14 protein-coding genes are annotated in these 13,279 nt (G+C 57.8%); 12 read left to right on the forward strand and 2 right to left on the reverse strand.

The features are described 5' to 3' along the window. Nucleotides 1–136 precede the first annotated feature (136 nt). The 6 genes from cytR (at nucleotide 137) to rraA (ending at nucleotide 5,853) form a co-directional block, all read left to right on the forward strand. Nucleotides 137–1,171 (forward strand): DNA-binding transcriptional regulator CytR, encoded by a 1,035-nt coding sequence (gene cytR, locus KFZ77_RS18240; RefSeq protein ID WP_031523348.1) that lies wholly within the window; start codon nucleotides 137–139, stop codon nucleotides 1,169–1,171. 86 nt (nucleotides 1,172–1,257) lie between these two features. After that, a complete protein-coding gene (gene ftsN, locus KFZ77_RS18245) occupies nucleotides 1,258–2,259 on the forward strand; it encodes a cell division protein FtsN (protein ID WP_072002035.1) in 1,002 nt (333 codons plus the stop codon). Between the two features lie 130 nt (nucleotides 2,260–2,389). Beyond that, a complete protein-coding gene (gene hslV, locus KFZ77_RS18250; RefSeq protein ID WP_031523344.1) occupies nucleotides 2,390–2,920 on the forward strand; it encodes an ATP-dependent protease subunit HslV in 531 nt (176 codons plus the stop codon). Between the two features lie 9 nt (nucleotides 2,921–2,929). Then, complete coding sequence (gene hslU / locus KFZ77_RS18255; protein WP_031523342.1) at nucleotides 2,930–4,261, forward strand: HslU--HslV peptidase ATPase subunit; 1,332 nt, start codon at nucleotides 2,930–2,932, stop codon at nucleotides 4,259–4,261. A gap of 84 nt (nucleotides 4,262–4,345) precedes the next feature. Then, nucleotides 4,346–5,275, forward strand: a complete 930-nt coding sequence (gene menA / locus KFZ77_RS18260; RefSeq protein ID WP_264384989.1) for a 1,4-dihydroxy-2-naphthoate polyprenyltransferase — start codon at nucleotides 4,346–4,348, stop codon at nucleotides 5,273–5,275. A 92-nt stretch (nucleotides 5,276–5,367) separates the two neighbouring features. Continuing rightward, complete coding sequence (gene rraA / locus KFZ77_RS18265) at nucleotides 5,368–5,853, forward strand: ribonuclease E activity regulator RraA (protein WP_031523338.1); 486 nt, start codon at nucleotides 5,368–5,370, stop codon at nucleotides 5,851–5,853. Between the two features lie 312 nt (nucleotides 5,854–6,165). Here rraA and zapB read toward each other — a convergent pair whose 3' ends face one another. Next, on the reverse strand, nucleotides 6,166–6,405 hold the full coding sequence (zapB, locus tag KFZ77_RS18270) for a septal ring assembly protein ZapB (RefSeq protein WP_031523336.1): 240 nt from the start codon (nucleotides 6,403–6,405) through the stop codon (nucleotides 6,166–6,168). A gap of 424 nt (nucleotides 6,406–6,829) precedes the next feature. On the opposite strand from zapB, the gene KFZ77_RS18275 reads away from it, so the two are divergent. The 4 genes from KFZ77_RS18275 (at nucleotide 6,830) to fpr (ending at nucleotide 11,215) form a co-directional block, all read left to right on the forward strand. Beyond that, the gene (locus KFZ77_RS18275) at nucleotides 6,830–7,672 is read left to right on the forward strand and encodes an MIP/aquaporin family protein (RefSeq protein ID WP_031523334.1); all 843 of its coding nucleotides are present in this window, start codon (nucleotides 6,830–6,832) and stop codon (nucleotides 7,670–7,672) included. A gap of 21 nt (nucleotides 7,673–7,693) precedes the next feature. Then, entirely contained in the window at nucleotides 7,694–9,208 is a 1,515-nt protein-coding gene (glpK, locus tag KFZ77_RS18280) for a glycerol kinase GlpK (protein ID WP_031523333.1), read from the forward strand. A 156-nt stretch (nucleotides 9,209–9,364) separates the two neighbouring features. Next, nucleotides 9,365–10,375 (forward strand): class II fructose-bisphosphatase, encoded by a 1,011-nt coding sequence (glpX, locus tag KFZ77_RS18285; RefSeq protein WP_031523332.1) that lies wholly within the window; start codon nucleotides 9,365–9,367, stop codon nucleotides 10,373–10,375. A 93-nt stretch (nucleotides 10,376–10,468) separates the two neighbouring features. After that, nucleotides 10,469–11,215, forward strand: coding sequence for a ferredoxin--NADP(+) reductase (gene fpr, locus KFZ77_RS18290; protein WP_031523331.1), 747 nt, complete (start codon nucleotides 10,469–10,471; stop codon nucleotides 11,213–11,215). A gap of 1 nt (nucleotide 11,216) precedes the next feature. Here fpr and KFZ77_RS18295 read toward each other — a convergent pair whose 3' ends face one another. Next, nucleotides 11,217–11,636, reverse strand: coding sequence for a DUF805 domain-containing protein (locus KFZ77_RS18295; RefSeq protein ID WP_031523330.1), 420 nt, complete (start codon nucleotides 11,634–11,636; stop codon nucleotides 11,217–11,219). Between the two features lie 114 nt (nucleotides 11,637–11,750). On the opposite strand from KFZ77_RS18295, the gene KFZ77_RS18300 reads away from it, so the two are divergent. Then, on the forward strand, nucleotides 11,751–12,350 hold the full coding sequence (locus KFZ77_RS18300) for a DUF1454 family protein (RefSeq protein WP_031523328.1): 600 nt from the start codon (nucleotides 11,751–11,753) through the stop codon (nucleotides 12,348–12,350). 107 nt (nucleotides 12,351–12,457) lie between these two features. Then, complete coding sequence (gene tpiA / locus KFZ77_RS18305) at nucleotides 12,458–13,225, forward strand: triose-phosphate isomerase (RefSeq protein WP_264384990.1); 768 nt, start codon at nucleotides 12,458–12,460, stop codon at nucleotides 13,223–13,225. The last annotated feature ends 54 nt before the right edge of the window (nucleotides 13,226–13,279 follow it).

Consider the following 13,279-nt stretch of genomic DNA (forward strand, 5'->3'; position numbering starts at 1 on the left):
GGATCGAAATATCTAATACCCATCACACTTTTAGTGAAAATTCTGTAACAGGCTAATACGAAATCTGCTAAAAATGTGAGCGATATCAGACATTGGGATGGGTCTGCGCCGGCGAGACGCGTGCGAGGAGAGTAAGTTGAAGCCTAAGAAGCAGGTTGCGTCTGCAACCATGAAAGACGTGGCGGTTAAAGCCAACGTATCTACCGCCACCGTATCACGGGCGCTGATGAACCCGGAGAAAGTTTCTCAGGCCACGCGCAACCGCGTTGAGCAGGCCGCCATTGACGTGGGCTATCTGCCACATGCGCTGGGGCGTAGCGTAAAGCGTAACGAGTCGCGTACGATTCTGGTGATTGTGCCGGATATCTGCGACCCCTTCTTCAGCGAAATCATTCGCGGTATTGAAGTCATCGCTGCCGCGCAGGGGTATCTGGTGCTGATCGGCGACTGCGCACACCAGAATCAGCAGGAAAAAACCTTTATCGACCTCATCATTACCAAGCAGATTGACGGCATGCTGCTGCTTGGCTCGCGCCTGCCGTTTGATGCCAGCAAAGAGGAGCAGCGCAACCTGCCGCCGATGGTGATGGCTAACGAGTTTGCGCCCGAGCTGGAGCTGCCGACGGTGCATATCGATAACCTCACCGCCGCCTTCAATGCGGTTCATCATCTGCATGAGCTGGGGCATCGCCACATTGCCTGCATCGCCGGGCCGGAAGAGATGCCGCTGTGCCACTACCGGCTGCAGGGTTACGTGCAGGCACTGCGCCGCAGCGGGATTATCGTTGACCCGCATTACATCGCGCGCGGCGATTTCACCTATGAAGCCGGAGCGAACGCGCTGGAGCAGTTGCTCTCGTTGCCGGTGCCGCCAACCGCGGTTTTCTGCCACAGCGACGTGATGGCGCTCGGCGCGCTCTCGCAGGCGAAACGTATGGGGCTACAGGTTCCGCGCGATCTGTCGATAATGGGGTTCGATAATATTTCACTCTCCGAATTCTGCGACCCGCCGCTGACTACCGTGGCTCAGCCGCGCTTCGACATTGGCCGGGAAGCGATGCTGTTACTGCTTGACCAGCTTCAGGGCCACACGGTGAACAGCGGTTCGCGGCTGCTGGATTGTGAATTGATCGTGCGCGGCTCCACCGCAGCCATTTCCGCTAAGGATTAGTCCTCTTTACGCGGCCCGATATAGTCAAAGCCCCGTCGCTTAAGTAACATGGCGGGCTTATAAATGAAAAATACAGCGAAACGATAGTGGCACAACGAGATTATGTACGCCGCGGGCAGTCGACTCCAGCGCGGCGCAAAAAGAGCACGCCCCGTAAGAAGCAACGAAATACGTCTTCTGTTAATCCGACTATGGTCGCCATCGCGGCAGCTGTGCTGGTGGCCTTTATTGGCGGCCTCTGGTTCATTACCCATCATAAAAAAGAAGAATCTCAGACGCTGCCGAATAAGGTGACGGGCAACGGCCTGCCGCCGAAACCGGAAGAGCGCTGGCGCTATATCAAAGAGCTGGAAGATCGTCAGCCGGGCGTGCGCCAGCCCACCGAGCCGACTGCCGGCGGCGAAATCAAGAATCAGGATCAGCTGACGGCTGAGCAGCGCCAGCTGCTGGAACAGATGCAGGCTGATATGCGTCAGCAGCCGACGCAGCTGACCGAAGTGCCGTGGAATGAACAGACCCCGGCGCAGCGCCAGCAAACGCTGCAGCGTCAGGAGCAACAACGCCAGATCCAGCAGCAGCGCCAGCCTCAGACGGTGACCACGCAGCCGCGTACCGTGCAGCCTTACCAGCAACAGCAGCAGACGCGCCCGGTGAGCGCGCCGCAGACCTCGCGCCCGCAGCCGGTTGAACAGCCGCGCACCGTGCAGCAGCCGAAAGCCGCGCAGACCCAGCAGCCGTATGACGACCTGCTGAAAACTCCGCCGCACAACAACACCGCGCAGCAGAAGCCCGCGCCGGCACCTACCTCAACCGTCACGCCAGAGAAAGAAACGGCGAAGCGTACCGAGGAGAAGAAAGATACCCGTCGCTGGATGATCCAGTGCGGCTCGTTCAAGGGTGTGGATCAGGCGGAAAGCGTGCGCGCCCAGCTGGCGTTTGAAGGTTTTGACTCCCGCGTCACCAGCAATAACGGCTGGAATCGCGTAGTGATCGGCCCGGTTAAAGGTAAAGAGAACGCCGACGACGCCATCAGCCGCCTCAAGATTGCCGGTCACGGCAACTGCATTCGTCTCGCCTCCGGGGGTTGAAACCCCCAAATCCTCCCCCATTTATAATTGAATTCTGCTCCTGAACGCGCATCCGGTCGTTACGTCTGCTGACGAACGACCCATAACCCGGTGCCGGGAGCATCTGTTCAGTTAACAAAGGGGTCTGTCAGTGACAACGATAGTAAGTGTACGCCGCAACGGCCAGGTAGTAATCGGTGGCGATGGTCAGGCCACGCTGGGCAACACCGTCATGAAAGGCAACGTGAAAAAAGTTCGCCGTCTCTACAACGACAAAGTGATCGCCGGATTCGCCGGCGGTACTGCCGATGCCTTCACCCTGTTCGAACTCTTTGAACGCAAACTTGAAATGCATCAGGGTCACCTGGTGAAAGCCGCCGTTGAGCTGGCGAAAGACTGGCGTACCGACCGCATGCTGCGCCGTCTTGAAGCGCTGCTGGCCGTGGCCGACGAAAATGCCTCGCTCATCATCACCGGTAACGGTGACGTGGTGCAGCCGGAAAATGACCTGATTGCGATTGGCTCTGGTGGCCCTTACGCACAGGCTGCCGCCCGCGCGCTGCTGGAAAACACCGAGCTGAGCGCCCGTGAAATTGCCGAGAAGGCGTTGGGGATTGCAGGCGATATCTGCATCTATACCAACAACTTCCTGACCATCGAAGAATTACCGTCTAAGGCGTAAGGAATCCCCATGTCTGAAATGACTCCACGCGAAATTGTCAGCGAACTCGACAAACACATTATCGGTCAGGATGCGGCGAAGCGTTCTGTCGCCATTGCGCTGCGTAACCGCTGGCGCCGTATGCAGCTTAACGAAGAGCTGCGTCACGAAGTCACGCCGAAAAACATCCTGATGATCGGCCCGACCGGCGTCGGTAAAACTGAAATCGCCCGTCGTCTGGCGAAGCTGGCTAACGCGCCGTTTATCAAAGTTGAAGCGACCAAGTTCACCGAAGTGGGCTACGTCGGTAAAGAAGTGGATTCCATCATCCGCGACCTGACCGACTCCGCCATCAAAATGGTGCGCATGCAGTCAATTGAGAAAAACCGCTACCGCGCCGAAGAGATGGCGGAAGAGCGTATTCTCGACGTGCTGATCCCGCCGGCGAAAAACAACTGGGGCCAGTCCGAACAGCCGCAGGAGCCGTCCGCCGCGCGCCAGTCGTTCCGCAAAAAACTGCGTGAAGGCGAGCTGGACGATAAAGAGATTGAGATCAACGTCGCCGCTGCGCCGATGGGCGTTGAAATCATGGCACCGCCGGGTATGGAAGAGATGACCAGCCAGCTGCAGTCGATGTTCCAGAATCTCGGCGGGCAGAAGCAGAAAGCGCGCAAGATGAAGATCAAAGAAGCCATGAAGCTGCTGATCGAAGAAGAAGCCGCAAAGCTGGTTAATCCGGAAGAGCTGAAAGAGCAGGCTGTCGAAGCGGTTGAACAGCACGGCATCGTGTTTATCGATGAGATCGACAAAATCTGTAAGCGCGGCGAATCTTCGGGCCCGGACGTGTCTCGTGAAGGCGTGCAGCGCGATCTGCTGCCGCTGGTGGAAGGTTGCACCGTCTCTACCAAGCACGGGATGGTGAAAACCGACCACATTCTGTTTATCGCCTCCGGCGCGTTCCAGGTCGCGAAGCCGTCTGATCTGATCCCGGAACTCCAGGGGCGTCTGCCGATCCGCGTTGAGCTGCAGGCGCTGACTACCGACGACTTCGAGCGCATCCTGACCGAGCCGAACGCTTCGGTGACCGTGCAGTACAAAGCGCTGATGGCGACCGAAGGCGTGAACATTGAGTTCACCGAAGATGGCATCAAGCGTATCGCGCAGGCGGCATGGCAGGTAAACGAAACCACCGAAAACATCGGTGCGCGCCGTCTGCATACCGTGCTGGAGCGTCTGATGGAAGAGATCTCCTATGACGCCAGCGATCTCAATGGCACCACTGTGATCATTGACGCAGACTACGTCAGCAAGCATCTCGATGCGCTTGTTGCAGATGAAGATCTGAGCCGTTTTATCCTATAATCGCGGCCTGAGCATTTTCATCACTTTTGATGGGGGCTTTCGACACTGCCAGCAGCGTCGGCCCCCATTTTATTTTGCAACTTTATGACAGATACACATGCTGTAAGTCGTCGTCAGGCCTGGCTGGAAAGCCTGCGCCCCCGTACTTTACCCCTTGCCTTCGCCTCCGTCGTGGTGGGTTCCGCACTGGCCTTCTGGCAGGGTGTGTTCGATCCGCTCATTGCGCTGCTGGCCCTGCTGACCGCCGGTCTGCTGCAAATTCTCTCTAACCTTGCCAATGACTATGGCGATGCCGTGAAGGGCAGCGATAAACCCGATCGCATCGGCCCGCTGCGCGGTATGCAGAAAGGCGTTATCAGCCAGACCCAGATGAAACGTGCCCTGGTGGCGACTATCGTCCTCACCTGCGCATTCGGGCTGGCGCTGGTGGCGGTTGCCTGCCGCACGCTGGCAGACGTTGCAGGCTTTCTGCTGCTGGGCGTACTGGCGATCGTTGCGGCCATTACCTATACCGTGGGCACGCGCCCTTACGGTTACATGGGACTGGGCGACATTTCCGTGCTGGTTTTCTTCGGCTGGCTAAGCGTGGCGGGAACCTGGTATCTGCAGGCGCATACGCTGATTGCCGCAGTATTTCTGCCTGCGACCGGATGCGGGCTGCTCGCTGCGGCGGTACTGAATATCAATAACCTGCGCGATATCGAAAGCGATCGCACCAACGGGAAAAACACCCTGGCCGTGCGCCTCGGTCCGACGGCGGCACGGCGCTATCACGCCGGGCTGCTGGCTGGCACGCTGATCTGTTTCGCCCTGTTTACCCTATTCTGGCTGCAAAGCCCGTGGGGATGGCTGTTCCTGCTGAGTGCCCCGATGCTGCTGCGTCAGGCCCGGTATGTGCTGCGCGAAACCACGCCGCTGGCGATGCGCCCTATGCTGGAGCGCACGGTAAAAGCGGCACTGCTGGCTAATCTGCTGTTTTCTTTTGGGATTGTGCTCAGCCAGCTGCGTTTTTAGCTGATTCATATCAATTAACAATTGATGATTTTGCCAACAGTCCGGATTAGGCGATATACTGACAGTCCATGCAGCAACTGAACCTTAAGCCTATGAAATACGATACTTCCGAGCTCTGTGACATCTACCATGAAGATGTTAACGTCGTGGAACCCCTGTTCTCCAACTTTGGCGGACGGTCGTCGTTTGGCGGACAAATCACCACGGTGAAATGTTTTGAGGATAACGGGTTGCTGTACGAACTCCTCGAAGAGAATGGCCGCGGGCGCGTTCTGCTCGTGGACGGCGGCGGCTCGGTGCGACGCGCGCTGATTGACGCTGACCTGGCCCGTCTGGCGGTACAAAACGAATGGGAAGGTCTGGTGGTTTACGGCGCGGTGCGTCAGGTGGACGACCTCGAAGACCTGGACCTGGGTATTCAGGCCATTGCCGCCATTCCGGCAGGCGCGGCGGGTGAAGGTATCGGCGAAAGCGACGTGCGCGTTAACTTCGGCGGCGTCACCTTCTTCTCTGGTGACCACCTCTATGCCGACAACACCGGCATCATCCTTTCCGAAGATCCGCTGGATATCGAGTAATAAAAAAGCCGGGTGGCGACGCTGCCTTACCCGGCCCGATCGTTCTGGCTCTGTTTCCCTGAAGCTTTCGTGTTGTAGCAAGGCGGCAAGCGAATGAATCCCCAGAAACACAGACGACTATGTGACTGGGGTGAATGCGCGCAGCCAACGCCGCTACGGCGCGAAAGATGACGGGAATCTGGCTCTGTTTCCCTAAAGCTTTCGTGTTGTAGCAAGGCGGCAAGCGAATGAATCCCCAGGAACATAGACAACTATGTGACTGGGGTGAATGCGCGCAGCCAACGCCGCTACGGCGCGAAAGATGACGGGAAATTAAACCTCTTCCATTCTGCCCAGCAGTGCCTGCAGGCGCTCCTGCCACACGTGCTGCTGTTCGCGCAGCTGGTGGTTTTCCTGCTCCAGCGCTTCGCGGCTGCCTTGCGCGTTCTGGACATCCTGCGCCAGGCTGTTGTTTTTCTCTTTCAGCTCTTCAATTTCCATCTGCAGCAGCGTGATGGTATCGACCGCCTGCTGTACTTTCGCTTCCAGTTTCTCAAACACTTCAAATGACATCGTCGTACCTCTCCTGAATTGCAAAGCGCCACACGTCCTGAATGCCCGGCAACGCCTTAATGAATGGATGCTCTGCGCAATAGTCCCGATTGTAGGGAGCGCAGCTGTCACTGTCCAGCGGCAAGCCGCGCTGTTAGCGGTTTGCAACATTTTTCAGTCAATGCTGAATGCGCCGCGCCGATTTCCCGTTAGATTGTTATTGTTTTCGTTAACATTTTGCGCGCTTTCGATCCGTTTCGTTGCGCATTTGTCCAGCCCGGCAGCGCGAAAACGCTCATTTTCTTGACGCAACACACACATTTAACGTTCGATATTTCTCGTTTTTGTTCGTTAACGATAAATTAACACGATGTCTACACGACATCATGAGCGTCGTTGACGCCTTGCTAACAATAATCCTTCATTTTGCCTTCAGGACCCGAATATGAGTCAAACTCCAACCTTAAAAGGTCAGTGCATCGCCGAATTTCTCGGTACCGGGTTGTTGATTTTCTTCGGCGTGGGATGTGTCGCTGCATTGAAAGTCGCCGGTGCTGCTTTCGGTCAGTGGGAAATCAGTATCATCTGGGGATTAGGGGTGGCGATGGCCATTTACCTGACTGCGGGTGTGTCTGGTGCGCATCTTAACCCGGCGGTCACTATCGCCTTATGGCTGTTTGTCGGCTTCGACAAACGCAAAGTTGTTCCTTTTATCATTGCACAATTTGCCGGCGCCTTTTGCGCAGCGGCGTTAGTTTACGGGCTTTATTACAATCTTTTTTACGACTACGAACTGACTCACCAGATGGTGCGCGGCAGCGTAGAGAGTCTCGAACTGGCAGGTATTTTCTCCACCTACCCGAATCCGCTGCTCAACTTTGGCCAGGCGTTCGCCGTTGAAATGGTGATCACCGCTGTGCTGATGGGCGTGATTCTGGCGCTGAACGATAACGGTAACGGTCTGCCGCGTGGCCCGATGGCTCCGCTGCTGGTGGGACTGTTGATTGCCATTATCGGTGGCGCGATGGGTCCGCTGACCGGCTTCGCCATGAACCCGGCGCGCGATCTCGGCCCGAAAACCTTCGCCTGGCTGGCAGGCTGGGGCAACGTTGCCTTTACCGGTGGGCGCGATATCCCTTACTTCCTGGTGCCGCTGTTTGGCCCGGTGGTGGGTGCAGCGCTCGGTGCGTTCGGCTATCGTAAGCTGATTGGGCGTCACTTGCCGTCTGCCGAGCAGGTCGTTGAGAAAAAAGCGGCCCGCGCTGAACATCGCAATGCTTCGCTGTAATGAAACTGACAGGACATAACCATGACTACTGAGAAGAAATACATCGTCGCCCTTGATCAGGGCACCACCAGCTCCCGAGCCGTCGTCCTGGATCATGACGCCAACATCGTCAGTGTTTCACAACGCGAATTCACGCAGATTTACCCGAAAGCGGGCTGGGTTGAGCACGACCCGATGGAGATCTGGGCATCGCAGAGCTCCACGCTGGTAGAAGTGCTGGCGAAAGCCGACATCAGCTCCGATCAGATTGCCGCGATTGGCATCACCAACCAACGCGAAACCGCGGTGGTATGGGAGCGTGAGACCGGTAAACCGATCCACAACGCCATCGTCTGGCAGTGCCGCCGTACTTCAGAGATCTGCGAGAAGCTGAAGCGCGAAGGCATGGAAGATTACGTGCGCAAGACCACCGGTCTGGTTATCGACCCCTATTTCTCCGGCACGAAAGTGAAGTGGATCCTCGACCATGTGGAAGGCTCGCGCGAGCGTGCGAAGCGTGGCGAGCTGCTGTTCGGCACCATCGATACCTGGCTCATCTGGAAAATGACCCAGGGACGCGTACACGTCACCGATTACACCAACGCCTCGCGTACCATGCTGTTTAACATCCACGAGCTGGACTGGGATGACAAAATGCTCGACGCGCTGGACATCCCGCGCGCCATGCTGCCGCAGGTACGTAAATCATCCGAAGTGTATGGCCAGACCAACATCGGCGGTAAGGGCGGCACGCGTATTCCGATTGCCGGCATCGCCGGTGACCAGCAGGCGGCGCTGTTCGGCCAGTTGTGCGTGAAAGAAGGGATGGCGAAAAACACCTACGGCACCGGCTGCTTTATGCTGATGAACACCGGTGAGAAAGCGGTCGCGTCAACGCACGGCCTGCTGACCACCATCGGCTGCGGCCCGCGCGGGGAAGTGAACTATGCGCTGGAAGGCGCGGTGTTCATGGCAGGGGCGTCGATTCAGTGGCTGCGCGACGAAATGAAGCTCATCAGCGACTCGTTCGACTCTGAATACTTCGCAACTAAGGTGAAAGACACCAACGGCGTATACGTGGTGCCGGCCTTTACCGGTCTCGGCGCGCCTTACTGGGACCCGTATGCCCGCGGTGCGATTTTCGGCCTGACGCGCGGTGTGAACTCTAACCACATCATTCGCGCCACGCTGGAATCCATTGCCTTCCAGACCCGTGATGTGCTGGAAGCGATGCAGGCGGACTCCGGCATTCGTCTGCACGCCCTGCGCGTGGACGGCGGCGCGGTTGCCAACAACTTCCTGATGCAGTTCCAGTCCGACATTCTGGGCACCCGCGTGGAGCGTCCGGAAGTGCGCGAAGTGACCGCCCTCGGCGCGGCCTATCTCGCCGGTCTGGCGGTTGGCTACTGGCAGAACCTGGATGAGCTGAGCGAAAAAGCGGTTATCGAACGCGAATTCCGTCCGGGCATTGAAACCACCGAACGTAACTTCCGTTACGAAGGCTGGAAGAAAGCGGTGAAACGCGCCATGGCGTGGGAAGAGCACGACGAGAGCTGATTCCCTCACCCTGCCCCTCTCCCCTCGGGAGAGGGGATTTTTCCCTTTCCCGCCTCCTTCCGTTTTTCCTTCGTATCCCCGCCTGGGCCGCAGCAAACTGCCTCCGCCACTCTGTGGTAAACTTCGCACAACTCCTTTTGACTGTACGAGCCTGTTATGAAACGAGAACTTGCCATCGAATTTTCCCGGGTAACCGAAGCCGCTGCCCTTGCCGGCTACAAATGGCTGGGCCGCGGTGATAAAAACACCGCCGACGGCGCAGCGGTACACGCCATGCGTATCGTGCTGAATCAGATCGATATCGACGGACGTATCGTCATTGGTGAAGGCGAGATCGATGAAGCGCCGATGCTCTATATCGGCGAGCAGGTCGGTACCGGGAAAGGTGATGCGGTGGATATCGCCGTTGATCCGATCGAAGGCACGCGCATGACGGCAATGGGCCAGGCGAACGCGCTGGCGGTGCTGGCGGTGGGCGATAAAGGCACCTTCCTCAACGCGCCGGACATGTACATGGAAAAGCTGATTGTCGGACCGGGCGCGAAAGGCGTCATCGACCTCAGTCTGCCGCTCGCCGATAACCTGCGTAACATTGCCCGTGCGCTCGATAAGTCGCTGAGCGAGCTGACGGTGACCATTCTCGCAAAACCGCGTCACGATGCGGTGATCAGCGAGATGCAGCAGCTCGGGGTGCGCGTGTTTGCTATCCCCGATGGCGATGTGGCGGCTTCCATCCTCACCTGCATGCCGGACAGCGAAGTGGACGTGCTCTACGGCATCGGCGGCGCGCCGGAAGGCGTGGTGTCGGCCGCGGTGATCCGTGCGCTGGATGGCGATATGCAGGGCCGACTGCTGGCGCGTCATCAGGTGAAGGGCGACAGCGAGGAGAACCGTCGTATCGGTGAAACCGAGCTGGAACGCTGCAAAGCGATGGGTATCGAAGCCGATAAGGTGCTGCGCCTCGAAGAGATGGCGCGTAACGATAACGTGATCTTCTCCGCCACCGGGATCACCAAAGGCGATCTGCTGGACGGCATCACGCGCAAAGGCAACATCGCCACCACCGAGACGCTGCTGATTCGCGGTAAATCACGCACCATTCGCCGCATCCAGTCGATTCACTATCTCGACCGCAAAGACGTCAACGTGCAGGCTCACATCCTCTGAAAAATTTGTCTGATTGAGCTTTCCGGCCCGCCCGGGCTGGAAATGCCGTACCGACCTGGCGAAGATAATGCAAAGCAAAGACAGGAGTGGAACATGGCAGACTGGGTAACAGGTAAAGTCACACAGATTCAGCACTGGACCGATTCGCTTTTCAGCCTCACGGTTCACGCCCCGATCAAACCCTTCACCGCCGGGCAGTTTACCAAGCTGGGCCTTGAGATCGACGGGGAGCGCGTGCAGCGTGCTTACTCTTATGTGAACGCGCCTGGTAATGAAAACCTGGAGTTCTACCTGGTGAACGTCCCGGAGGGCAAGCTGAGTCCACGTCTGCATGCCATGCAGCCGGGCGACGAGTTGATGGTGGTCAGCGACGCGGCCGGGTTCTTCGTGCTGGATGAAGTGCCGGACTGCGATACCCTGTGGATGCTGGCTACCGGCACCGCTATCGGGCCTTACCTGTCGATTTTACAAGAGGGCGTTGGCCTGGAGCGTTTCAACCATCTGGTGCTGGTGCACGCGGTGCGCTATGCGGCAGATCTGAGCTATCTGCCGTTAATGCTGGAGCTCCAGGAGCGTTATGCCGGGAAACTGCGCATCCAGACCGTGGTGAGCCGCGAAACGGTGTCAGGTTCGCTGACCGGGCGCGTGCCGGCGCTGATTGACAGCGGCGAGCTGGAACAGGCGGTGGGCCTGACGATGACTACAGAGAACAGCCACGTCATGCTGTGTGGCAATCCGCAGATGGTGCGCGACACCCAGCAGCTGCTGAAAGAGAATCGTCAGATGACAAAGCACCTGCGCCGCCGTCCGGGCCATATGACGGCGGAGCACTACTGGTAACTCAGCGGTATTTCACCTCAAGGGTCGCGTTGCCGTACTTGTTCTCACCTGGGGTGCCGGGAAACGCGCCCAGGTCGAGAATAATCAGCACCATGATGATGGTCGGCACCAGCGTCCCGACGCCCCAGCGCCAGAGGCCTTCCAGCATTACCCAGTTGCCGGCGAACAGCATCCAGGCGAGGATCATCAGCAGCGCCCAGAGCCCTGAGCGCCCGCGATCGTGCAGCCGCTTCACCACCACCGCCGCGGTGGGCCACAGCAGGCACACCAGCATAAATGCCGCGCTCTGGCTGGTGACCCATTCCCGGTCCGCCAGCACGAACAGCAGCAGCATCGCTACCACCCACAGCGCCATCCAGATCCAGAAATCACGGCGTCCGATACGCCCTTTTATTGAAAATAACCACTGCTGGAGAGTCATGTGTCCACCCTGATTACCACGATGCCGCGTAGTGTACACCGTGAACGCCAGGTTTTGACAAGCCAGCCTGATACCGTTTTAATCGATACCCTGAGTTACCGGGAGCGGCTGTTAATGAACCACGTATTACTCACGCTATTGCTGTTTTTACTACCTGTTACGCTGTGTCAGACGGCCCTGGCGGAGGAGCCGGTGGTAGCGCCCACGGCGCCCTACCTGCTGCCCGGTTCACCCACCTTCGATCTGACTATCACCCAGTTTCGCGAGAAGTTTAATGCCGATAACCCCGGCATGACGCTGAACGAGTTTCGCGCCATTGTCTCCAGCCGCGACAAAATTACCCTCACCCGGGCGGCGACCAAGATTAATGAAAATCTCTACGCCTCCACGGCGCTGGAGCGCGGCACGCTGAAAATCAAAAGTATGCAGATCACCTGGCTGCCGATTCAGGGGCCGGAGCAGAAAGCGGCGAAAGCCAAAGCGATGGCGTGGATGGCAGCATTGCTGAGGGCATTCACGCCCGGCATTACGGAAAAACAGAGCATGGAACGCCTTACTACCCTGCTCAGTGAAAGCAAGTCGAAGCGCTATTACCAGAAGTCAGAAGGCGCGATCCGCTATGTGGTGGCAGATAACGGCGAAAAGGGGCTAACTCTCGCCGTTGAACCGATTAAGCTGGCGTTATCTGACGCGAGCGACGCTAACAATAAATGACAAAAAGCAAAGCCTTCGACGGCGCAAATCTCTATACTGAATGACAGTCCATGCTGCCAGACAGGCAGCGATATTCCTTAATCCGCTTCACCGCGTGGAGAATTAAAATGCGACATCCTCTTGTGATGGGTAACTGGAAACTCAACGGCAGCCGCCACATGGTCAACGAACTGATCGCTGGCCTGCGTAACGAGCTGTCTGGCGTGACGGGCTGCGGCGTCTCTATTGCACCGCCGGCGCTGTACCTGGATCAGGCGAAACACGCCGTTGCAGGCAGCCACATCGTGCTGGGCGCGCAGAACGTTGACGTAAACCTGTCCGGTGCGTTTACCGGCGAAACCTCTGCTGAGATGCTGAAAGATATCGGTGCTAAATACATCATTATCGGTCACTCAGAGCGTCGTACTTACCACGCGGAATCCGATGAGTTCATCGCGAAGAAATTTGCCGTGCTGAAAGAGCAGGGTCTGATCCCGGTTCTGTGCATCGGTGAAACCGAAGCAGAAAACGAAGCGGGTAAAACCGAAGAAGTGTGCGCGCGTCAGATTGATGCCGTGCTGAAAACGCAGGGCGCAGCAGCGTTCGAAGGCGCGGTTATCGCCTACGAGCCAGTATGGGCCATCGGTACCGGCAAATCTGCTACCCCGGCGCAGGCGCAGGCGGTACACAAATTCATTCGCGATCACATCGCTAAAGCCGATGCGAACATCGCTGAACAGGTCATCATTCAGTACGGCGGCTCCGTAAACGCGGCAAACGCCGCTGAGCTGTTCACCCAGCCGGACATCGACGGCGCGCTGGTTGGCGGCGCCTCCCTGAAGGCCGACGCCTTCGCGGTAATCGTTAAAGCGGCAGCCGAAGCGAAAAACGCCTAATCGTATGTTGCAGAGGGCAGCGCATCGCTGCCCTGTATCAGGCCCGGTACGCCT

The sequence above is a fragment of the Siccibacter colletis genome (assembly GCF_025914095.1).
In the GTDB taxonomy this organism is placed as follows: domain Bacteria; phylum Pseudomonadota; class Gammaproteobacteria; order Enterobacterales; family Enterobacteriaceae; genus Siccibacter; species Siccibacter colletis.